The following is a 22,432-nucleotide window of genomic DNA, read 5'->3' as shown; positions in this document are numbered from 1 at the left end:
CACCATGCCACCGCATCTGATCGACGGTGAACCGCACGACCATTCGCACGATCGCCCGAAGCGCGCGCGCACCGCGGGGGAGGCGCTGCGCATCGGCATCGGCGGTCCGGTCGGCTCCGGCAAGACCGCGCTGGTCGCCGCGCTGTGCAGGCAGCTGCGCGACGAGCTGTCGCTGGCCGTGCTGACCAACGACATCTACACCACCGAGGACGCCGACTTCCTGCGCAGGCACGCGGTGCTGCCGGACGAGCGGATCACCGCGGTGCAGACCGGCGGCTGCCCGCACACCGCCATCCGCGACGACATCACGGCCAACCTGGACGCGATCGACGATCTGATCGCGGCGAACCCGCCGCTGGACCTGATCCTGGTGGAATCCGGCGGCGACAACCTCACCGCGACTTTCTCCTCCGGCCTGATCGACGTGCAGATCTTCGTGGTCGATGTGGCCGGCGGGGACAAGGTGCCGCGCAAAGGCGGTCCGGGCGTGACGTTCTCGGATCTGCTGGTGGTCAACAAGACCGATCTGGCTCCGCTGGTGGGCGCGGATCTCGGCGTGATGGAGCGCGACGCGGCGAAGGTGCGCGAGGGCCGCCCGACCGCGCTGATCTCGCTGACCGACGACCCGGCCGCCACCCCGGTGCTCGCCTGGGTGCGTACCCAACTGCGGCTGCTCGCCGACCAGGACCGCGCCGCCGCCGAAGCCCCTGTTGCGCACTGAACTCCGGATCATCGCGCGGGTGGCGACGCTGCCCGAGATCCACGCGAGCGGCGGGCTCTCGGCCCGCCGCACCGGGCCGGACACGGTGCACCTGATCGGCACCGCCGCGACGCCGCTCGGGGGCGACGAACTCGACATCACGGTGGTGGTCGGGGCCGGGGCGCGGCTGGTCGTGCGCTCGGTCGCGGCCACCATCGCGCTGCCCAGCGCCGCGACGCCGATGTCGTTGGCGCACTGGCGGTTCGAGGTGGGCCGCGGCGGCGAGCTCGACTTCGATCCCGAGCCGACGATCGTGGCGGGCGGGGCGCAGCACCACACCGTCAGCACGGTCCGGCTGGCCGCCGAGGCCCGGCTGCGGCTGCGCGAGCGGGTGCAGATCGGCCGGTCCGGTGAGGCGCACGGCGGCTGGCGCGGCGACCTGATCGCCGATATCGGCAAGACGCCGCTGTTGCGCCATCGCCTGGAACTGGGTCTGGGCGCCGCCGCCGACGACGCCCTGGACGCCCCCCGCGCGCTCGAGAGCGAGCTGCGCTACCCCGACGAGCGCCCCGAGGAAACCGTGGGCCTCACCGACTCCCGCCTCCCGCTCGCCGCGGGCGGCACCCTGCGCACCCGCACCAGCGCCGCGCTCTGACTCCCCGCACCCTTTCCGTCTTCCCGCACCCGCTGCGGCCTGCCACAGCGGGTGCACGAACACGGAAAGGGTGCGCGAACACCGAAGTGGTGCGCGATCGTAGGCGCGGGGACGCTGGAAGCGGTGTGCGAGTTCGGTTTCCGTTCGGTCTCCGCGCGGCGTTTGCTGTTGTGTTGCGAGCCTTTGGCGGGTAATGCGACTCGCCGGAGTGCAGCGCGCGCGGCGCGCCGATGCGCAGAGTGGCGCACGTCACCTCCAGGGTTAGCGCAGCCGGATCGGGACAAAAGGGAAGGGTGGGAACTCGACAGCGTGGTCGGGTTCCCACCCTCGGTGGGTGGCGCACTAGTTCGTGATCAGTCGCCGACGACCCGCGACGGCGCGTTGAACGCATTGACCGCGCCGACGGCCGCACCGGCCGCCGCGCCGATCGCCGCGGCGGGCACGGTGATCACGGCCGCGCCGACGCTCGCGCCGAGCATCGGGCCCGCGACCACGCCGACGGGCAGCAGCGGCAGTCCGAGCGCCAGTCCCACCACGCCGCCGACGAGCGCGGAGGTCGCGGCCACCGGCACGGCCGCCGCGGCACCGGCGACGGCACCCATGGCGGCGGTGCCGACGGTCTGGCCCGCGATCCGGTCGGACCGGCTGCGCTCCATGCCGATCGAGTCGAGGAACGTCGCCAGGTTGGCCTCGGCCATGGCCGCGTTGTCGTTGATCTGGATCGCCTGTTCCTGGTCCATCCAGGTCGGCGCGTCCACCTGCACGTCACCGAAGCGGAACTTGCCCGAGGGCGGCGCGATCGGCGGCACCGGCGCGACCGGGACGGGCGCGTGCAGCACGCCGACCGGGGCCAGGTACTTCTTCTCCGGCAGCGGGCGCGACCACTGCAGCGAGCTGTAGGTGCTGTCCGGGATGTTCAGGCCCTCGTAGGGCATCGCGTTCGGCGGCTCGGCGGCCGGCCACTGGGCCGGCTGAGCGGGCTGCGTCGCGGGATTGGGTTGTGCAGGCTCGGCGTTGGCGGTGCCGGTGCCGACCAGTGCGAGGACCAGCGGAACCGCACCTGCCGCGACCATCGAGCCCACCTTCTGCCGCTGCGGGTTGGGGGCTCTGTGCTTGCCTGTGCCCATAGGTAGATCGCCTTTCGTCAGGTCGGGAATAGCTGTCAGGTTCGACGCCCCACATTCGGATCCACCGGGCACCTGGATGGGTCGAAATTCGGGCGACACAACAGCTTTGGCGTTGCCTGGAAATAGCTACTCGCGGGTCGGCACGGCTGCCCCTCGAACGGCTTCGGCGAGGCCGGTCTGTTGACCGGGCCTCGCCGAAGGGAGCAGGCGCGGGTACGTCAGCTGACGCGGCCCTCCGCCGCGGCCTTGGCCTTCTCCAGCAGCTTGCCGTTGTCCGCGGGCGGCGCGCCGAGCGCGGCGGCGAGCTCGTCCGCGTCTTCCTCGTCGGCATTGACCTGTTCGAGCGCGAGCCGGGCGACCACCCACTGTTCGGTGGCGGCCATCTGCCCCCGGCTACGGCCGAGGAACGTGACGAACCACTGGATCACGGTGACGATCCGGCTGCGGTAGCCGATCAGGTAGTACAGGTGCAGCGCGAGCCAGGCCAGCCAGGCGAAGAACCCGCTGAATTCCAGCTTGCCGACCTGGCACACGGCGTTGAACCGCGACACCGTCGCCATGCTGCCCTTGTTGAAGTACTTGAACGGCTTGCGATCCTGCGGAGCCTGACCGTGCAGGCCCGCCTTGATCTGCTTGGCGGCGTAGGTCGCGCCCTGGATGGCGCCCTGCGCCTGACCCGGCACGTTCGGCACCGACATCAGGTCACCGACCACGAAGACGTTCGGGTGGCCCTTGATCGTCAGGTCCGGTTCGACGATGACGCGCCCGGCCCGGTCCACCTCGGTGCCGTCGGACCGCTCGGCCAGCATCTTGCCCAGCGGGCTGGCCTGCACACCCGCCGACCACACCTTGCACGAGGATTCGATCCGGCGGATCGTGCCGTCGGCGTCCTTCACCGTGACGCCCAGCGCGTCGATATCGGTGACCATGGCGTTGAGCTGGATCTCGACGCCCATCTTCTCCAGCCGCTTCTTGGCCTTGCTGCCGAGCTTCGGGCCCATCGGGCCGAGCACCGCGCCCGCGCCCTCCAGCAGCACCACCCGCGCGTCGCGCGGATCGATGTTGTGGAACGTGCCCTCGAGCGTGCGGTCGGCGAGTTCGGCGATCTGCCCGGCCAATTCGACGCCGGTCGGTCCCGCGCCGACGACCACGAAGGTGAGCAGCCGGTCGCGCATCTCCTGGCTGGTGGCCAGCTCCGCGCCCTCGAACGAGCCGAGAATCCGGCCGCGCAGCTCCAGCGCGTCGTCGATGGTCTTCATGCCGGGCGCGAAGGTCGCGAACTGGTTGTTGCCGAAGTAGGACTGCTGTGCGCCGGTGGCCACGATCAGGCTGTCGAACGGGGTGACCGTGTTCGAGTTGAGCAGTCGCGAGGTGACGGTCTTGGCTTCGAGGTCGATGTCGATGACGTCGCCGAGCAGCACCTGTGCGTTCTTCTGCTTGCGCAGCACCAGCCGGGTCGCGGGAGCGATCTCGCCGACCGAGAGGATGCCGGTCGCGACCTGGTAGAGCAGCGGCTGGAACAGGTGGGAGGTGGTTTTGGAGATCAGCGTGACGTCGACGTCGGCGCGCTTGAGGTGCTTGGTGCCGAACAGGCCGCCGAAGCCCGAACCGATCACCACGACCTGGTGGCGCCGGTTCTCGTGCGTACCCGTCGCCCGGCCACTGCGCCCCGCCGAATCGCTACGCGATGCTGTGGTCATTGTTCATCGTCCTGCTCCTCGACAGACCGGGGATACTCTTCCCCCGCGAACGGTTGCTGACAGGTGTCAACCGTAGCCGGGTCGATCGTGGCCGTCGCGGCGACGTCCCTGTTCCGGGTGTGTCGCGCCGCGCCGGCGCCGGAGTGCGTTGCGGCGAACCGACCTTGGGCACCGGCGAAAAAGAATAGGATGAATACGGTCGTTCAGGGAGGTTTGCCATGGTCGCCGGGGACCGGGTCGTTGGCAGAAAAACCAGCGCGCGCGGGAAATCCGGGAGACCGCCCGATTCCGAGAACATCGGATTGATCGAAATACCGCACGACCATCTCCTGGATCGCGCACTCGATCTGATTCCGGAACGGCACCATATTCTCGCCCGGCCGCCCAGCGGCAGCGAAACCACCGCGGTGCACGGCGACGCCGGGCTGCCGTATCTGGGCCGCATGCTGCAGTACATGCGGTGGGGCCCCGCCGAAATGATGGGCCGGTATCGGAAATACGGTCCGGTCTCGATGAATACCTCGCTCGGGGTCGACCGGGTGCTCGTCGCGGGGCCCGATGCGCTCGAGGAAGTGCTCGGCCGGCGGCGCCGCGATTTCGGCCAGGGCTGGGACTATTTCATCGGCCCGTTCTTTCGGCGCGGTCTGCTGTTGCTCGAGTTCGACGAGCACAAATTCCATCGCCGGATCATGCAGCAGGCTTTCACCAGGGACCGGTTGGCGGCGCACTTGGCGGCGCTGACCCCGGTGGTGCGCGCCGGCATCGAGCGCTGGGTGCCGCAGGGTGGCGACGCCGAACGGACCGTGCGTTTGTATCCGACCTTCAAGGAACTGACCCTCGATATCGCGGGGGAGATGTTCATGGCCGCCGATGTCGGGCCGCAGCGTCGCGAGCTGGTGGACGCGTTCCTCGACTGCACGCACGCGGCGCTCGCGCTGATCCGGCATCCGGTGCCCGGCGGCAATTGGCGGGCGGGCCTGCGCGGCCGTCGCGTGCTGGAGGACTACTTCCGGGCGATGCTGCCGGACAAGCGGCGGACCGAGACCTCGGACCTGTTCTCCGGCCTCTGCCACGCGCGCAGCGAGGACGGCGGCGTGTTCGGCGACGCGGATGTGGTGAACCACATGATCTTTCTGATCATGGCCGCGCACGACACCACCACGACCGCGGCCACCGCGCTCACCTACTACCTGGGCAAGCATCCGGACTGGCAGCAGCGGGTGCGGGCCGAAGTGCTCGCGCTCGATGCCCGAACCGACGGTGCCGCACCGACTATCGCGGACCTGGAGGGCTTGCGTGATCTGGATCTGGTGCTCAAGGAGAGCCTGCGCTTGATGCCGCCGGTGCCCGGTCTGTGCCGGCGTGCGGTGCGCGATACCGAGATCCTGGGCCACTACATTCCGGCGGGCACCCAGATCGACCTCGCCTATCAGGTCAACCATCTGCTCGACGAATTGTGGACCGAGCCAGAGCTGTTCGACCCCGAACGGTTCAACGAGCAACGGCGCGAGGACAAATCGCACCGGCTGGCGTTCCTGCCGTTCGGTGCGGGCGCGCACAAGTGCATCGGCATGCACTTCGGCACGTTCGAGGTGAAGACGGTGATCGCCGCGCTGGTGCGTGCGTACACCTGGCAGATCCCCGACGAGTACCGGATGCCCTGGGGTTTCACCACCATTCCGTTCCCCAGGGACGGGGCGCCGATTACCCTGCGGCGCCGCTGAACTTGCGCGTCCCGCACCCGGAACGGTTGCGGGACAACAGGTATCAGCGTCCGGCGAACAGCATCTCCGCGACCTTGGTGTCGGTGGCCGCGCCGTCTTCGTAGCCGCCCGCGTTACCCATCGCGGTCATGATGGCCAGGGTGTATCGCTCGCCGGGACCCGCGAAGCCGACCGAGTTCACCACCCAGCCGCCCTGCTCCTCGGACCAGCCGTTCTTCAGGCCCGGCCGCATCGGCGCGCCCGCGCCCCACACGCCCCAGTGCTGGTTGCTGTCCACCGAGCGCATCCGGTCCAGCAGGTAGGCGCGGTCGTCGGGGTGCATCTGGTTGAGGATGTTGTCCATCAGCCGGTCCAGGTCGGCGGCGGTGCACTTCTGGAACGACCAGTCCGGGAACAGCGCGGTGTTGGTCGGCTGCGGAACCAGGGTGGCCATGCCGTTGGCGCGGAAGGCGTTGTTGAACGCCATCCGGTCCAGGCCCGCGTACTTGGCCCAGAGCACGTCGGTGGCGCGGTCGTTGGAGGTGGCCAGCATGGATTCCATCAGGCCGCGATCGTCCGGCGTGAGGTTGATCGCGCCGACCCGGGCCCGGTTCAGCAGATCCTCGGCGATGGCGAGCTTGATGGTCGACGCCGTCCAGACCGCGTTCTCGGCGTTCGCATTCGCGTACACGCCACCGGAAACCCGGTCGCGCACAACGTAACCGGTGACGCCGGGGCGCCCCTTCAGGTAGTTGTCCACCTTGCTGATCCGATTGCTCATATCGCAGTCGAACCCGGATAGGCAGGCATCGGTATGCGCCAGCGGCACCGGCACGGCGGACGCGTGCGGGAGCAGGGCGGGCACGCTCGGGATGAGGATCGCCGCGGCGGCGAGGACACAGGCGGAGGCGGCCACACGGGGAACGGCGCGGGTGGCGGGCGACGGGTAACGCACGGTGGAACACGATCGCACATCGGAGCCCGAGACGCACGTCTTGAGCTGAAGTCCGGCTTGTGCTATCACGCTTGTGCCCCAGCGGGTTTCAGCCATCCGCGGGTCGTTCAGCGGAACGCGGCCTGCAGTTCCTCTACTGTGCGGCCGTTCAGCCGATAGCAGTGCTCGAACGCCTCGGAGTGCTGATCGCGCGGCCAGGAATGTAGGACGACGGTGCGGCCGTAGCCTCGCGAGTTGACGAGCTCCCAGCGGTCTCCCACGCGGCGGACTGTGAACCCGCCCCTCGGGACCAGGGGAATCACCATCGCATCCATGAACGCGAACCAGCCTTTCGGTGCTCTCTCGTTCCTCCCCGGATGAGCACTGTCGCACATCGGCGGCGCGGATCCGAGCGGACACGGCGAAGGAACGTGTTCTGGTGTGGTTTAACTCACTCCTCTTGTTGGGTAGACCATTTGGTCGCTTTGCCGCCCCGGGGGCGTGCGGCGTGCGATCGGTGCAGGTGGCCCGGCGTGGCGCGGGATGAGTGAACGTGTTCGATGCAGGTGGGGAGCGATTCATGCTGTGACGTTCCGTTACAGTTAACATGCCGCAATCATGCGGCGCCGTTGTGGGCAGCATGCACAACCGGCCGGACGCTCGAAGACGACGCGAGGCGGTGACCATGACCGATATCCGACGGATCTTCCGGGCCTGGTGGCGTGAGCGGGTCGACTACCGCTGGCTGGTCGAGACCTTCGCCTCGCACTCCGCGCTCGCGGCGCTCAAGCTGATGGTCGGTACCGCGGGACTGGTGATGATGGCGATCACCCTGCTGGCGCTGGTCTCACACGCCGGTCAGGCCGGGCCGGTCGGCGTCACCCAGGCGATCGCGGTGAGCGTGCTGGCCGGGCTGTGGACCTTGCGCTGGTGGCTGCTGCCGTGGCCGTCCGAGCGCGAGTCCCTGGTGTGGGTCGCGGCCATCGATATCGGCATCACCGCGAACAACATCCTGGTCCAGGACCGGCTGCTCGGCGCCCTGGGCATCGTCCTGCTGGCCACCACCGGCGGTTACGTGACGATCTTCCACGGGCCGCGGATCCTGGCCTGGCATCTCGGCTGGTCGCTGCTGTCGATCGTGCTGCTGGCGGTGCTGCTGGTGATCGGCAAGCCGGGCGACAACGCGCACGCCACCGGCGATCCGGCGCTGGCCGTCGGCGTGGTGCTGGCCAATCTCGCGGTGACCGGCGTGGTGCTGCCGGTCGTGCAGTTCTGTCACTGGCTGCTGCGCCTGGACGCGCTGTCCGATCCGCTGACCCGCCTGCTGAACCGGCGCGGCCTCGATTCCCGCCTCGCGCAGTACGCGCACCGCGGCCAGGGTGGCCCGGTCTACGTCGTGATCATCGATCTGGACCGGTTCAAGGCCGTCAACGACACCGCCGGGCACTCGCTCGGCGACGAGGTACTGGTCCGGACCGCGGACTGCCTGCGCGCCGCGGTGCCGCCGGACGCCGTCGTCGCGCGCACCGGCGGCGACGAGTTCGTGGTGGTCGGCACGCTACGTGCGGAAGCACTCGAGGTACTGGCCGAACGCATGCGGCACGCGATCGCCGCGACGGACACGCTGCCGATCCCGATCACCGCGAGCATCGGCACCGCGATATCGGATCAGAACGCGGTATCGGATCAGAACGCGGAAACGAGCATGCGAGACCTGTTCCGGCGCGCCGATTCCGCCATGTACCGCGCGAAACAACTGGGCGGCAACACCGTCATCGCCGGCCGCCCCGACGGCGCCGCGCAGATGGTGCTGGATTGAGCAGGAATTCGGCGGCCGCGTGCCGTGCTGAGCGGTGATCCGGGGGCGGGCCGCCGCGTCGGGCTGGTGCTCCGGCAGCGGATGGGTCGACCGGCACGGCGCTTCGGCGGGTAGTGCGCTCGCCGCGCAAGGGTTGGGCGTATAAACGTGCGGGATGTCGCGTGGTTCCGGCGCGACCGAGGAGCCGCGCGAATTCCACCCCCGCAGTCCGACCCCGCACCGAACGAGAGGGCGCAGATGCCGTTGCACATCCACCGTGCCGAGCGCGCCGACGTGCTGGCGGACGAGCTGGCCGGACTGCTGGCCACGCCGCTGCCGGACCCGTTCGCGGCGGAGGTGGTGGCGGTGCCCGCGAAAGGCGTGGAACGGTGGCTGACCCAGCGCCTGTCCGGGGTGCTCGGCGTCTCCGGTGAGTCGGGCGCGATGGCCTTCGCCCCGTCCACCGGCACCGCGTCGACCGACGGCGTGGCCGCGAACATCCAGTTCCCGTCGCCGGCCGCGCTGGTCGGCACGGCGCTGGCCGCGGCGAGCGGGGTTCGGCCCGAAGACGATCCGTGGGCGCCGGACAATCTGGTGTGGACCTTGCTGCGGGTGATCGACGCCTCGCTCGGGCAGCCGTGGTGCGCGGTGCTGACCCGGCATCTGGGTGCACAGGACGGCACCGGGCGCGATCATCGGATCGGGCGCCGCTACGCCACCGCCGCGCACCTGGCCGCGCTGTTCGACAGTTACGCGAGCCAGCGACCAGGCTTGCTCGCGGCATGGTCCGCGGCATCGGACACCGACGGCGCGGGCAACCCGGTGCCCGAGGACCTGTTGTGGCAGCCGGAACTGTGGCGGCGCCTGCGGGCCGAGGTCGGTACGCCGAGCCCGGCGGAGCGGCTCGACGCCGCCTGCGCACGGCTGCGCGCCGAACCGGAACTCGTCCCGCTGCCCGCGCGCTTCTCGCTGTTCGGCGCGACCCGGCTCGCGACCGATCAGCTCGCCGTGCTCAGCGCCCTCGCGCAGACCCGGGACGTCCATGTGTGGCTCCCGCATCCGAGCCCGGTGATGTGGCGCGCGCTGAGCGCGGCGCCCGCGGCGCGTACCCGCGCGGCCGACCGCAGCGCCGCGGCGGTGCACCACCCGTTGCTCGCGGGGCTCGCCCGGGACGTGCGGGAGCTGCAGCAGCGCCTGGCCGGCGCGGCCGCCACCGATACCCACCATCCGGTCTCGAATGCGGCTGAGCCGCTGTCTGATTCAGTGGAGCCGACGTTGCTCCGCGCGGTACAGGCGGGCATCCGCGACGATCGGTGGCCGCCCGCCGCGGTCCGCGCGGGTGACGGCACGGTGCAGGTGCACGCCTGCCACGGCCCCGCGCGCCAGGTCGAGGTGCTGCGCGAATGCCTGCTCGGCCGGTTCGCCGCGGACACCACGCTGGAGCCGCGCGACGTGCTCGTCATGTGCCCCGAGGTGGAGACCTACGCCCCGCTGGTCCGCGCCGCGTTCGGGCAGCAGAGCGCGGGATCGGCCGGGCCCGTACCGGATTCGGCCCATCCGGCGCACGGGCTGCGGGTGCGGCTCGCCGACCGCGGCCGCGGCATCACCAATCCGCTGCTGGCGGTGATCGGTGTGCTGCTCGAGCTGGCCGACGGGCGGGTCACCGTCACCCAGGTGCTGGATCTGGCAGCGGCCGAAACCGTGCGGCGGCGTTGTGGTTTCGACGACGACGATATCGAGCGGCTGCGCGAGTGGGCCGCCGAATCGGGTGCGCGCTGGGGGATCGGCCAGCGGCAGCGGCAGGCCTTCGGCCTCGCCGACTTCGCGCAGAACACCTTGAACAGCGCGGTGGATCGCATCCTGCTCGGGGTGACCGCGGGCGAAACCTCCGAGGACTGGCTCGATCTCGCGTTGCCGCTGGACGACGTGGACAGCAACGATGTCGACCTGGCCGGCCGGTTCGCGGAATTCATCGATCGGCTCGCGGTGTGCCTGCGCGATCTGCGCGGCCCCCGGCCCGCGCACGAGTGGGCGGCGGTGCTGAGCCGTGCGCTGGATCTGCTGACGGACGTACCGAATTCGCAGTCCTGGGTGCGTACCGAGGCGCGTGTCGAACTCGCCGCCGCGATCGAGCGCGCGGGCGAGATCGACCTGCGCCTCGCCGACGTCGGGGTGCTGCTGCACGCGCGACTGGCCGCCCGCCCCACCCGGGCCAACTTCCGCACCGGCGAGCTGACCGTGTGCACGCTGGTGCCGATGCGGTCGGTGCCGCACCGGGTGGTGGTGCTGCTCGGCCTGGACGACGACGTGTTCCCGCGGGCCGGCGGCGTCGACGGCGACGACGTGCTGGCCCGCGATCCGCTGCTCGGCGAACGGGATCCGCGCAGCGAGGACCGGCAGCTGCTGCTCGACGCCGTCCTCGCGGCGCAGGAGCAGCTGCTGGTGTTCCACACCGGGGCCGACCCGGTGAGCGGCGCGCACCGCCCGCCCGCCATCCCGGTCGCCGAGCTGCTCGACGTGCTGCGGGCGCACGTGGGTGGGCCGGGTATGGACACGGTGGTGACGCGACATCCGTTGCAGGGCTTCGACCGTCGCAACTTCCGGGCCGACGCGCCGTTCAGTTTCGACACGGTGGCGCTGGCCGGCGCGGTGTCCGCGGGGCAGCCGGCGCAACCGCGTCCCGCGTTCCTGCCCGAGCCGCTGTCCACCCCGGAACTCGCCGATGTCGCACTGGCCGACCTGATCTCGTTCGTAGAGCATCCGGTGCGCGCGTTCCTGTGGCAGCGGCTCGGCCTGCGCGTGCCGGAACACGACGAGGACATCGCCGACCGGTTGCCCATCGAACTCGACGGGCTGGCCAAATGGGAACTCGGTGAGCGCCTGCTCGCCGCCCGCCTGACCGGCGCCGACCCGGCGGCCCTGCGCGCCGCCGAATGGCGCCGGGGCACGTTGCCGCCCTTCGGTTTCGGCGCCGCGGTGCTGGACGAGGTCGAGCACACGGTGGACAAACTGGTCCGCGCGTCGCAGGCCGACTACGCGGGTCCGGTGCGGGCCGTCGACGTCGCGGTCGATCTCGGCAACGGCCGCAGGCTCACCGGGACCGTGCCCGAGGTGCGCGGGGAGACCCTGGTTCGCACCACCTTCTCCCGGCTCGCCCCGAAACACCGGATCGCGGCGTGGGTTTCGCTGCTCGCCCTCGCGGTCACCGAGGATCGGTCCTGGCGGGCCGTCACCACCGGACGCGGCCAATTCGGCCGTCCCGCCTGGCGTTCGGAGATCACCGCGCCCGAAATGCCTGCCGCGCGCACGATCCTGCGTGAGCTCGTCGCGCTGCGCGACGCCGGACTCACCGAGCCGTTGCCGATCGCCCCGGGTGCCACCGCGGCGTACGCCGAACGACGTTTCCGCGGTGCCACCGTCGAGGAGGCCGTCGTCGCGGCGGAGCGCGAGTTCAACGGCGGTCCGAACGGGCCGGGCCCGTTCGGCGACCACACCGACCGTCACCTGCGCTACGTGTGGGGCCCCGCGCCTCGTCTCGAACACCTGATGGAGATCCCCGCCCAGGCCGGCGAGCCCGGCGAGACCACCCGCTTCGGCGCACTCGCCCGGCGCCTGTGGGCGCCTCTGCTGACCGCGGAAAGCCAGGGTCAGCCGTGAGCGGTGCACCGGTGCGACGCGTCATGCGTGTCGGTGGGCCGGATGCGCGCATCGACCGGGCAGAATGGCCCTTTCGGCGGGTCGAGAGGCGGGTGTTCGCGTGACCGTACAAGACACCTCGTTCGTGGTGCCCGAGGTCGACGGGCCCGACGCCTTCGAACCCTACGGCCCGCTGCCCACGGGGACGACCGTGCTGGAGGCGAGCGCCGGAACGGGCAAGACGCACGCTATCGTCGGGCTCGCGGTGCGGTATGTCGCCGAGGCGGGCATCGACGTCGCCGAACTGTTGCTGGTGACGTTCAGCCGGGCCGCGACGCAGGAGTTGCGTGAGCGAACCCGGGAGCGGTTCGTGCTGGTCGCGGCCGGTCTGGCGGATCCCGAGCTGGCCCGCGCGCACGCCGACGACCTGGTCCGCTATCTGGCCGAGGCCGACCCGGACGAGGTGCGGCGCCGGCGCGCCCGCCTGCTCGCCGCGCTGTCGGATTTCGACGCGGGCACCATCGCGACCACGCACAGCTTCTGCCAGCGGATGCTCGACGAACTCGGTCTCGCCGGCGAGCACGACCCGGGCGCGCGGCTGGTGGAATCGGTCGACGAACTGGTCGGCACGGTCGCCGACGACCTCTATCTGAATCGGTACGCCCGTGCCGAACCGCCGTTCACGGTGAAGGAATCACACACCCTGGCGCTGGCCGCCGTGCAGGACCGGCACGCCATGCTGGTGCCCGCCGGGGAGTCCGCGGCGGGGGAGCGGGTGGCGTTCGCGACCGCCGTCCGGGCCGAAACCGAGCGCCGCAAGCGGCTGGCGGGGCTGCGCGACTTCGACGACCTGCTGGTGCTGCTGCACGAGGTGCTCGCCGATCCCGACCACGGGCCCCGGGCCTGCCGGCGCATCCGCGCGCGCTACCGGGTCGCGCTGGTCGACGAGTTCCAGGACACCGACCCGCTGCAGTGGGACATCCTGCGCCTCGCCTTCCACGGCCACACCACGATGGTGCTCGTCGGCGATCCGAAGCAGGCGATCTACGCCTTCCGCGGCGCGGAGGTGCTCAGCTACCTGGATGCGGTCGCGCACGCCGACACCCGCAAGGAGCTCACCACCAACTGGCGCAGCGACGCGGGGCTGATCGCCGCGCTGGACCACCTGCAAGGTGGTGCGGCCTTGGGGCACAAGGAGATCAGCGTCTATCCGGTCGCCGCCACCCGCCCGTGGTCGCGGCTGAGCGGACCCGAGGAACTGCGCACTCCGCTGCGCGTACGGTGCCTCACCCGCACCGGCGCGGGTCCGCTGAACAAGTCCGGTTTTCCGGCCGTCGGCCGGATGCGCGCGAAGGTCGCCGACGACCTGGCCGCCGATATCGTCCGGTTGCTCGAGTCCGGGACGACGCTGGACACCACTCCGCACCGCCCCCGTAACACGCCGAACGGTACTGAGCCGCAGCGGAATACGGCAGACACAGCCGGTGACGCGCTGCCGCCGGAGGAGCGGCCGATCGGCCCCGGCGATATCGCCGTGCTGGTCCGGACGCGCTCGCAGATCGACGTCGTGCGAGCGGCACTGGATCGGGTGGGCGTCGCCTCGGTGCTCGCCGGTGGCACCAGCGTGTTCGCGACCGGCAGCGCCACCGATTGGCTCTGGGTGCTGCGCGCGCTCGAACAGCCGCACCGCGCCGACCGGGTGCGCCTGGCCGCCTGCACCCCGTTGCTCGGGGTGACCGCCGCCGAGATCGACAGCGGCGGAGCTGATCTGGTCGGACGGGTGAGCGCGCAACTGCGCGACGCGGCCCGGTTGTTCGCGCGCGCGGGTTTCGCCGCCGTCTTCGAGAAGATCTCGGCCGAAGCCGATCTCGCGCACCGGCTGCTCGCGGTGGAGAACGGCGAGCGTCAGCTCACCGACCTGCGTCACGTCGCGCAGTTGCTCGATCAGGTGGCGCTCACCGAATCGCTCGGGCTCACCGCGCTGACCCGCTGGCTGGCCGATCGGGTGCGCGATCCCGCCTCGGGCACGGTCGCCGACCGCAGTCGCCGGCTCGACCGCGACGCCGCGGCCGTGCAGATCGCCACCGTGCACGCCAGCAAGGGCCTCGAATTCCCGATCGTCTACTTGCCTTTCGCCTGGGACAACGCGAAGAACCCGTATCCGGCGACGCTGCTCTTCCACGACGACAACGGTGCGCGGGTGCTCGACGTCGGCGGCCCGGACGCGTCCGGCTACGCCGAACGCAAGCTGCGCAGCGAAGCCGAGGAGGCGGGCGAGGAACTGCGCCTGCTCTACGTCGCGCTGACCCGCGCCATGTGCCAGGTCGTCGCCTGGTGGGCGCCCGCGATCACCACGGCCGCCTCGCCACTGCACCGGATGGTGCTCGGCAGGCCCGACGGCGGCGACACCGTGCCGCCCCGCGCGTCCGTCCCCGCGGATACCGCTGCGCCAGGGCTGCTTTCGGCCTGGGCCGGGGGAGCGGCGGCGGCCATCTCGGTGACCGCGGTGGCGGGCACCGAGGACGTGACGATCCAGCGGGTGCGTGGCGAACGGGAAACCGGCGCACTCGCCGTCGCGCGCTTCGAGCGCACCCTCGACCAGAACTGGCGCCGGACTTCGTATTCGGCGCTGACCGCCGCCGCGCACGGCCCCGCCGCGGTCGCGCCGGAACTCGAACCCGAGGACGGCCGCGAGCCCGGGGACGAGCCGGACGACGCGCCCGCCGCCGTGCTCGAGGAGGTGTTCGGGGGCGCGCCCTCGCTGATGAACGCGCTGCCCTATGGCGCGGAGTTCGGCACCCTGGTGCACGGCGTGCTGGAGCTGATCGATACCGACGCACCGGATCTGGCCGCCGAGGTTTCCGGGCAGTGCCGCGCCGTGATCGGCGAACTCATGGCCGAGGTGGACCCCGACCTGCTCGCCGCGGCGCTGCTCGCCGTGCTGCGCACGCCGATGGATGTCGGCGCACTCGCCGATATCTCCAGCCGGGACCGATTGAACGAACTGGAATTCGAGCTGCCGCTGGCCGGCGGTGACGCACCGCGCGCCACCGCGGCGACGCTGCGCCGGATCGCCGAGCTGCTGCGCGCGCATCTGCCTTCCGACGACGACCTCTTCGGGTACGCCGACCACTTGGCCACGCTCGACGACCTCCCGCTGCGCGGCTATCTCACCGGCAGCATCGATGCCGTGCTGCGGGTCGCCGCCGGCGCCGACACCCGCTATGTGATCGTCGACTACAAGACCAACCGACTGGGCACCGGCGATCTCACCGTCGAGCACTACACCCGCGAGCGGATGGCCGCCGAGATGCTCCGCTCGCACTACCCGTTGCAGGCACTGCTGTATTCGGTTGCCCTGCACCGCTATCTGCGGTGGCGGCTGCCCGGCTACGATCCGGCCCGGCACCTCGGTGGCGCCCGCTACCTGTTCGTCCGCGGCATGGTCGGCGCCGAAACCCCGCCGGGTCACGGCGTCTTCGACTGGGATCCGCCCGCGCCGCTGATCGTCGCGTTGTCCGGGCTGCTGGCCGGGGACGTGCAGTGAGCGCAGACAGCATCGCCCGGGCCGCGGCCGCGCGGCAACGGTGCGTTCGCGGCGAGCGGAGGCCGCGGTGACCTCGATCCAGTTGGCGCAGCGCGGAACCGGGCTGCTGCGCACCTTCAACGAGGCGGGCGTGCTCTCGGCCGCCGATGTGCACGTCGCGGTGCGGCTCGGCCGGTTGGGACGGGAGGAGACCGGCGAGGTGCTGTTCGCGGCGGCCCTGGCCGTGCGGGCGGTGCGTTCCGGCTCGGTCTGTCTCGAGCTGCACCGGATGCGCGAGATCGGCATCGACGCCGACGAGACCTGGGACACCGGCGAGCGGATCGACCCGGCGACCTTGCCGTGGCCCGATATCGAGGCGGTCGTGGCCGCGCTGCGGGTGAGCCCGCTGGTGACCGGCGGCCCCGCGGGCCCGTTGCGGCCGTTGCGTCTGGTCGAATCGCAGGGCCGCGACGATTCCGGCCCGCTGCTCTACCTCGATCGCTACTACCAGCAGGAGCAGACCGTGCGCCGGGTGCTCACCGAGCGCTCCGGCGACCATCCGGTGGTGGACCCGAATATCGTTCGGCGCGAACTGGATCGGCTGTTCGACGCGTCGATGGACGGGACGCCGGACCGGCAGCGGCTGGCCGCCGCGCTCGCCGCGACGCACTGGACCACCGTGGTGGCGGGCGGTCCGGGCACCGGCAAGACGCACACCATCGCCCGCATCATCGGCCTGCTCGACGCGCATCGCAAAGCCAATCCCAAACTGCCCGCGCTGCGGATCGCGCTGGCCGCGCCGACGGGCAAGGCCGCGGCCCGGTTGCAGGAGGCGGTGCGCGAACAGGCGGCGGCGCTCGGGCTGCCCGATCTGACCGCCGCCACGCTGCACCGGCTGCTCGGCTGGCAGCGCGGCCGCACCACCCGATTCAAGTATCACGAATTCAACCGTCTGCCCTATGACGTGATCGTCGTCGACGAGACCTCGATGGTGTCGCTGACCATGATGAGCAGGCTGTTCGCCGCGCTGCGCCCGGACACCAGGCTGGTGCTCGTCGGCGACCCCGATCAGCTCGCCTCGGTGGACGCGGGCGCGGTGCTCGCCGACCTCGTCGCGGGTCCCGTCGCGGGCACCCCGAATCCGGTGCTGGATCAGATCCTCGGCGCGGATGCGCCGGAATCGGCCGCGCCGGAACAGCATCCGGCCGCCCTGAGCGTGCTGGAGCGCACCCGGCTGCGCGGCGGCATCGTCCGGCTGACCCGGGGTCGTCGCTTCGGCGGCCGGATCGCGGACCTCGCGGTGGCGGTCCGCGCGGGCGACGCCGACACCGCGCTCGAGCTGCTGCGCGCGGGTGGGGACGAGCTGTCGCTCAGCGCACCCGACGAAATGGCCGCCGTGCGTGCCGATGTCGTGACCGCGGCGCGCGCGGTGACCGCCGCGGCGCTCGACGGGGACGCGGCGGGCGCGTTGACCGCGCTCGAATCGCACCGGCTGCTCTGCGCGCACCGGCAGGGCCCGTTCGGCGTCGAGCGCTGGGATCGGATGGCGGCCGAATGGGCGGCCGCCGGCGGAGCAGGGCCCGAATCCCACCATGCGCCTTGGTATCCGGGGCAGCCGCTGCTCGTCACCGCGAACGATCACGAGGCGCGGATCTACAACGGCGACACCGGCGTCGTGGTGCGCATGCCCGACGGGTCGCTGCGCGCCGCGCTGCAACGCGGCAGCGAGCCGTATCTGGTGCACCCCACCCAGTTCCCGGCCGTGGTCACCGTGTTCGCCATGACCATCCACCGCAGTCAGGGCAGCCAGTACGACACCGTCTCGGTGGTGCTGCCCGAACCGGAGTCGACTTTGCTGACCAGGGAGTTGCTCTACACCGCGATCACCCGCGCCCGCCGCCACGTCCGCATCATCGGCACCGACGAGTCCATCCGGGCCGGGATCGCGCGCCGCGTGCTGCGCGCCAGCGGGCTGTCCCGGCCCACCGGGGCGGACGGGCGGTGACCGGCGGATCTCACGTTTCCGGCGACCCGCGCGTCTACCCGGTGTGAGATTGCCTCCGTTCGAGGAAGTGGTGGCCGAGTACGGCCCGATGGTGCTGCGCGTCTGCCGGGCGGTGCTCGGCCCGACGGACGCAGCCGACGCGTGGTCGGAGACGTTTCTCTCCGCGCTGCGCGCCTACCCCGACCTGGACGCCGACGCGAACATCGAGGCCTGGCTGGTCACCATCGCGCATCGGCGCGCGATCGATGTCGGGCGCGCACTGACCCGTGCGCCCGTCCCCGCCGAGACGCTGCCCGAGCGTCGCGCCGCGAGCCCCGACCCGGCGGACTACGACCCCGACCTGTGGGCCGCCTTGAAAGCCTTGCCGCCCAAGCAACGTCAGGCGGTCGCCTACCACTACCTGGCAGGCCTGCCGCACGCCGAGATCGCCCGGCTGCTCGGCAATTCCACCGACGCCGCCCGCCGCGCCGCCGCCGACGGCCTCAAAACGCTGCGCAAGCTCTACCCGAAGGATGAGACATGATGGCCACCATCGACCGTGGCGACCCGGACGGCCTGTTCGACGGCCTCGCGTCCGGCGGCGCCGAACTGCTGGCGGCGCTGCGGCGCCGGCTGGCCGAGCAGGCGCAGGACGCGGGCCTGCTCGATGTCGCCTACCGGACCGTGGACACCCCGGTCGGCACGCTGCTGCTCGCGGCCACCCCCGTCGGGTTGGTGCGCGTCGCCTATCCCAGCGAGAACCACGACGCGGTGCTGCACCTGCTCGCCGAGCGGGTCAGTCCCCGGGTGCTTGCGGCACCGGCGCGGCTCGATGCCGCGGCCCGCGAGCTCGACGAGTATTTCGCCGGTGCGCGAACACATTTCGAGCTGCCGCTGGATCTGCGGTTGACGGCCGGTTTCCGGCGGCAGGTGATCGAGCAGTTGAGCGCGATCGGCTACGGCCGCCGGGAAAGCTATGCCGCGGTCGCGGCCGCGGTCGGCAATCCCCGCGCGGTGCGCGCCGTCGGTTCGGCCTGCGCGCACAACCCGCTGCCCGTGGTAATCCCGTGCCACCGGGTGGTCCGCAGCGACGGCTCGATCGGCCAGTACGTGGGCGGCAGCGCCGCGAAGTCCACGCTGCTCACCCTCGAAGCCGCATGAATTCTCTTGCCGCGCAGGACGAGTGCCGCGCGCCGACAATCCGCTGAACTCTGGAGGCGGTATGAACGACACGAAAACCTCTGTTGCACTGGCTGATCGCGTGGCCACACAATCCTGGCCTGCCCTCATCGAGGAACTCGACGCGTACGGCTGCGCCCAGACCGGCCCACTGCTGACCCCGGCCGAATGCGCCGAATTCACCGGCATGTGGGAAGACCCGGGGCGATTCCGCTCGACCATCGATATGGCCCGCTACCGCTTCGGCCAGGGCACCTACCGTTATTTCACCGACCCGGTACCCGAACCGATCATGGCACTGCGTGCGGCGTTCTATCGAAAGCTGTTGCCCGTCGCGCGTTCCTGGGCCGAACGGCTCGGCGATCCGGCGCCGTGGCCCGACGATTTCGCGGACTGGCTCGCTGCCTGTCATGCCGCGGGCCAGACCAAGCCGACGCCGATCCTGTTGCGCTACACCGCGGGTGACTGGAACGCGCTGCACCGCGACCTCTACGGCGACCTGGTCTTCCCGTTGCAGATCGTGCTCGGCCTGGACCGGCCGGGCGTCGACCACACCGGCGGGGAGTTCCTGCTCGTGGAGCAACGTCCACGAGCCCAGTCGAAGGCCACCGTCACGGTGCTCGAACAGGGACACGGCCTGATCTTCACGACCCGCGACCGGCCGACGCCGTCGAGTCGCGGCTGGTCCCGTGCGCCGGTCCGGCACGGCGTCAGCCGGATTCGCGGTGGGGTCCGGCACACGCTGGGCCTGGTCCTGCACGACGCGCACTAGCGCTCGGATGTACACGCTGCTGGACGGCGCGGGCCGCCCGTACCGGAGCCCGACCCCGGGCCGGTACGGCGGCCATCGGCGCGGCAAGCTCTACGGGCGACTCGACTGTCCGTCCGCGCTGCGTGCGCTGGCGCGCGGCGCCTACCGCGCGCACCGGGTGTTCTTCGCCGACGAGGCCACGGCGCTCAGCGCGGGCTACCGCCCGTGCGCGGTCTGCCTGCCGGAGCAGTACGCGACATGGAAAGCTTTACAGCAGAACGACTCCGAGTGATCTCACGTTCCGGCCCGGGCGGGCGTCTACCGGGGGACGAGATCGAACAAAGGAGCCGATTATGACTACCACCGCCCGCATCGTGCACGCCTCGGTCCTGGGCAACCTGCGGCTGGCGGCAGGGACCGCGGGTCTCACGCGCGTCGAGTTCACGGACGCACCGGACGCCGCGCCGACCGCCGAGAACTCCTGCGCCCTGGAGTATCTGCTCGCCGCGGTCCGCCAGATCGACGCCTACCTGGCGGGCACCCGCCGCGAATTCACCGTGCCCCTGGACCGTTCCGCTCTGAGCGCCTTCGATCGGGACGTGTTGTCCGCGCTCGAGGCCGGCACCCCGTACGGCCACACCACCACTTACGGTGCGCTGGCCCGCACGCTCGGACGTGGACCCGCCGATGCCCGCAAGGTCGGTGGTGCGCTCGCCCGGAATCCGCTGCTGCTGCTCATCCCGTGCCATCGGGTGCTCGGCGCGGACGGTGCGCTCACCGGTTATGCGGGCGGGTTGCCCGCGAAACGCGCGCTGCTCGACCTCGAATCCGCCGAGCTCCGTTTGCCCTTGGCGGTCTGACCCGGCCGTGGCGAGCGCCGAGCTACTTCCGAACGGAGACGGTTGTGGCCAGGTCCTAGGCGCCGATGGCGCGGGCCAGGTGCGGCCACGAGTCGTGCAGGTCGGTCTCGAACTGTCCCCAGGTGTGCGCGCCCTCGGGCCGGTTGACGTGGATCACCGGCAGTCCGAGCTGGGTCAGCCGGGCCGCGAAGGCCGCCGTGCACGAGCTCGCGATCGCCTCGACGGGCGGGAACGGCAGGCCGCCCTCGTCGATCGCGCCCGGCGTGCCGGTCGCGGCGGACAGGTAGATCGTCTTACCGGCGAGCGCGGCCGCGTTGGCGAAGGCGTCGTGCACCCGCCAGATCGCGTCGCCGGGCGCGCCCCACATATTGGCCGTGTTCGCGCCGCCCCGTCCCACCTGCGCGTTGATCATCGCGGTGCCGAGCGCGTCGGCGGTCCACGGGCAGCCGCTGTATGCCGCGACCGCGCTGTACAGGGGACCGGACTGGATCGCGAGATCCACCGCCGAGCCCGCGCTCATCGACACGCCCGCGATCGCGTTGCGCCCGGTGCTGCCGAGCCGGGCGTCGAGCACGCCGGGTAACTCCTGGGTGAGGTAGGTCTGCCACTTGTTGCGGCCGATCACCGGATCGTCGGCCACCCAGTCGGTGTACAGGCTGAACTTGCCGCCCACCGGCATCACCACGTTGACGTGCTTGTCCGCGAAGAACTCTCGTACATCGGTGTCGTCCCACCAGGAGATGCCGTCTTCGCCGCCGCCGATGCCGGTGAGCAGGTACAGCGTCGGCGCGGGCCCGCCGGCGGCCCGGATCACCCGGTTGCTGATCACGCGATCCATCGCGGGCGAGTACACGTCGATCCGCGAGATGGTGTCGGCCAGCGGCACCTCGTCCACCAGGCGCGCCTGCGCCGCGGCGGGCCGCACGGCCAGCACGGTGAGCACGAGGCAGGCGGCCAGCACCCCGGCCGCGGAGATCAAAAACTTTGAAACCGGCATGGTTTCGCTATACCGCCGGATGATCATGATGAAACCCCCTGCGCCGCGACCCGATCCAGAGCTGCCCGGCGGCTGCTGCGCGGCCACGGGCCGAATCACCCACGCACACTGTGCCGTACCTCCGCGCCGCAGTTACCGTCCGGCTTCCAGGCTACGAGCCGCGGCGGCAACGCGGTGGCCCTGAGAAAGAGGGGCACCACGATCCGGGTCGGGCTCGGTGCCCGCCGGTGCGGTCCGCGCTGCAATACGCTGCTCTTCCGAGATCGGGCGACCGGAGGACCTATGACCAGTGACCAGCAGCCGGCCGGCCGCAAGAAGGACGCGGCGAGCACCAGGGCCGCGATTCTGGCGGCGGCCCAGGAGTTGTTCGCCGAGCGCGGCTACGAGCGCGCCACGGTGCGCGATATCGCGGCGCGCGCCGAGGTGAATCAGGCGTTGCTGTTCCGGTACTTCGGCAACAAGGACGAGCTGTTCCGGGCGGCGCTCGCCGATCGCGAGCGGCGGGTGCTCGAGCAGGGGCCGGCCGAAACCCTGCTCGCCCGGGTGCTCGCGCGGGCGTTGCAGTCCGAGGGGGAACCGGCCCGCGGCAACTGGCTGCAGGCCGCCCTGCGTTCGAGCGGCCACGACGAGGGCGCCTCGGCGATCCGGCGGGAACTGGGTGACGACTACGTGCGCGCGCTGTCGTCGCTGAGCGACGAACCGGACGCGGAGTTGCTGGCCGATCTGGTGCTCGCCTGGGTGCTCGGCATCGGGCTGATGCGGTCGGTGCATCGGCGCGAACCGCTGGCGAGCGCCGATCCCGCGGTGGTTGCCCGGCATGTGCTGCGTGCGGCGCAGACGCTGCTCGCCGGGGTCGACGTGAATTTCCCTCCGCCGTAACGG

Annotated in this window: 18 protein-coding genes; 13 read left to right on the top strand and 5 right to left on the bottom strand. The window is 71.2% G+C overall.

The window, feature by feature from the left end:
* The first annotated feature begins 4 nt into the window (after positions 1-4).
* Complete coding sequence (gene ureG, locus NVU01S_RS28400) at positions 5-721, top strand: urease accessory protein UreG (protein ID WP_042261910.1); 717 nt, start codon at positions 5-7, stop codon at positions 719-721.
* Positions 711-1,355: an urease accessory protein UreD gene (locus NVU01S_RS28395; protein WP_043669285.1), complete on the top strand. Its 645-nt coding sequence runs from the start codon at positions 711-713 to the stop codon at positions 1,353-1,355. Before ureG ends, NVU01S_RS28395 begins: the two co-directional genes overlap by 11 nt.
* 353 nt (positions 1,356-1,708) lie before the next feature.
* Here NVU01S_RS28395 and NVU01S_RS28390 read toward each other — a convergent pair whose 3' ends face one another.
* Both NVU01S_RS28390 and NVU01S_RS28385 read right to left on the bottom strand, forming a co-directional pair.
* Entirely contained in the window at positions 1,709-2,428 is a 720-nt protein-coding gene (locus NVU01S_RS28390; protein ID WP_043669530.1) for a hypothetical protein, read from the bottom strand.
* 272 nt (positions 2,429-2,700) lie between these two features.
* Positions 2,701-4,182 carry an NAD(P)/FAD-dependent oxidoreductase gene (locus NVU01S_RS28385; RefSeq protein ID WP_052280518.1) on the bottom strand — a complete coding sequence of 494 codons (1,482 nt, stop codon included), beginning with the start codon at positions 4,180-4,182 and terminating at the stop codon, positions 2,701-2,703.
* Between the two features lie 302 nt (positions 4,183-4,484).
* Between NVU01S_RS28385 and NVU01S_RS28380 the strand changes: the two genes are divergently transcribed.
* Complete coding sequence (locus NVU01S_RS28380; RefSeq protein WP_244467215.1) at positions 4,485-5,906, top strand: cytochrome P450; 1,422 nt, start codon at positions 4,485-4,487, stop codon at positions 5,904-5,906.
* A 43-nt stretch (positions 5,907-5,949) separates the two neighbouring features.
* On the opposite strand, the gene NVU01S_RS28375 is transcribed toward NVU01S_RS28380, so the two are convergent.
* Both NVU01S_RS28375 and NVU01S_RS28370 read right to left on the bottom strand, forming a co-directional pair.
* Positions 5,950-6,840, bottom strand: coding sequence for a serine hydrolase (locus tag NVU01S_RS28375; protein WP_043669524.1), 891 nt, complete (start codon positions 6,838-6,840; stop codon positions 5,950-5,952).
* 107 nt (positions 6,841-6,947) lie between these two features.
* Positions 6,948-7,100 (bottom strand): hypothetical protein, encoded by a 153-nt coding sequence (locus NVU01S_RS28370; RefSeq protein WP_228832178.1) that lies wholly within the window; start codon positions 7,098-7,100, stop codon positions 6,948-6,950.
* 404 nt (positions 7,101-7,504) lie between these two features.
* Here NVU01S_RS28370 and NVU01S_RS28365 point away from each other — a divergent pair, with 404 nt between their 5' ends.
* The 9 genes from NVU01S_RS28365 to NVU01S_RS28325 all read left to right on the top strand — a co-directional run bounded on the left by NVU01S_RS28365 (position 7,505) and on the right by NVU01S_RS28325 (position 20,553).
* Positions 7,505-8,638 (top strand): GGDEF domain-containing protein, encoded by a 1,134-nt coding sequence (locus NVU01S_RS28365; protein WP_052280516.1) that lies wholly within the window; start codon positions 7,505-7,507, stop codon positions 8,636-8,638.
* A 237-nt stretch (positions 8,639-8,875) separates the two neighbouring features.
* Complete coding sequence (gene recC, locus NVU01S_RS28360; protein WP_043669279.1) at positions 8,876-12,274, top strand: exodeoxyribonuclease V subunit gamma; 3,399 nt, start codon at positions 8,876-8,878, stop codon at positions 12,272-12,274.
* Positions 12,275-12,374: 100 nt separating this feature from the next.
* Positions 12,375-15,800, top strand: a complete 3,426-nt coding sequence (locus tag NVU01S_RS28355; RefSeq protein WP_052280515.1) for a UvrD-helicase domain-containing protein — start codon at positions 12,375-12,377, stop codon at positions 15,798-15,800.
* A gap of 67 nt (positions 15,801-15,867) precedes the next feature.
* Positions 15,868-17,784 carry an exodeoxyribonuclease V subunit alpha gene (recD, locus tag NVU01S_RS28350; protein ID WP_043669515.1) on the top strand — a complete coding sequence of 639 codons (1,917 nt, stop codon included), beginning with the start codon at positions 15,868-15,870 and terminating at the stop codon, positions 17,782-17,784.
* A gap of 43 nt (positions 17,785-17,827) precedes the next feature.
* The gene (locus tag NVU01S_RS28345; protein ID WP_209444788.1) at positions 17,828-18,307 is read left to right on the top strand and encodes an RNA polymerase sigma factor; all 480 of its coding nucleotides are present in this window, start codon (positions 17,828-17,830) and stop codon (positions 18,305-18,307) included.
* Positions 18,307-18,924 (top strand): methylated-DNA--[protein]-cysteine S-methyltransferase, encoded by a 618-nt coding sequence (locus NVU01S_RS28340; protein ID WP_244467220.1) that lies wholly within the window; start codon positions 18,307-18,309, stop codon positions 18,922-18,924. The genes NVU01S_RS28345 and NVU01S_RS28340 overlap by 1 nt, the downstream gene beginning before the upstream one ends.
* Before the next feature lie 61 nt (positions 18,925-18,985).
* Positions 18,986-19,714 (top strand): 2OG-Fe(II) oxygenase, encoded by a 729-nt coding sequence (locus tag NVU01S_RS28335; RefSeq protein ID WP_043669272.1) that lies wholly within the window; start codon positions 18,986-18,988, stop codon positions 19,712-19,714.
* A gap of 7 nt (positions 19,715-19,721) precedes the next feature.
* A complete protein-coding gene (locus NVU01S_RS28330; RefSeq protein ID WP_043669268.1) occupies positions 19,722-19,985 on the top strand; it encodes an Ada metal-binding domain-containing protein in 264 nt (87 codons plus the stop codon).
* Between the two features lie 61 nt (positions 19,986-20,046).
* Positions 20,047-20,553: a methylated-DNA--[protein]-cysteine S-methyltransferase gene (locus NVU01S_RS28325; RefSeq protein ID WP_043669266.1), complete on the top strand. Its 507-nt coding sequence runs from the start codon at positions 20,047-20,049 to the stop codon at positions 20,551-20,553.
* A gap of 55 nt (positions 20,554-20,608) precedes the next feature.
* Here NVU01S_RS28325 and NVU01S_RS28320 read toward each other — a convergent pair whose 3' ends face one another.
* Positions 20,609-21,550, bottom strand: coding sequence for an alpha/beta hydrolase (locus tag NVU01S_RS28320; protein WP_043669510.1), 942 nt, complete (start codon positions 21,548-21,550; stop codon positions 20,609-20,611).
* Positions 21,551-21,832: 282 nt separating this feature from the next.
* Between NVU01S_RS28320 and NVU01S_RS28315 the strand changes: the two genes are divergently transcribed.
* The gene (locus NVU01S_RS28315; protein WP_043669262.1) at positions 21,833-22,429 is read left to right on the top strand and encodes a TetR/AcrR family transcriptional regulator; all 597 of its coding nucleotides are present in this window, start codon (positions 21,833-21,835) and stop codon (positions 22,427-22,429) included.
* Positions 22,430-22,432 lie beyond the last annotated feature (3 nt).

This window comes from Nocardia vulneris (genome assembly GCF_001613425.1).
GTDB classification, from domain to species: domain Bacteria; phylum Actinomycetota; class Actinomycetes; order Mycobacteriales; family Mycobacteriaceae; genus Nocardia; species Nocardia vulneris.
Note: the sequence above shows the minus strand (reverse complement) of the source record. Positions and strands in the feature narration are given on the sequence as shown.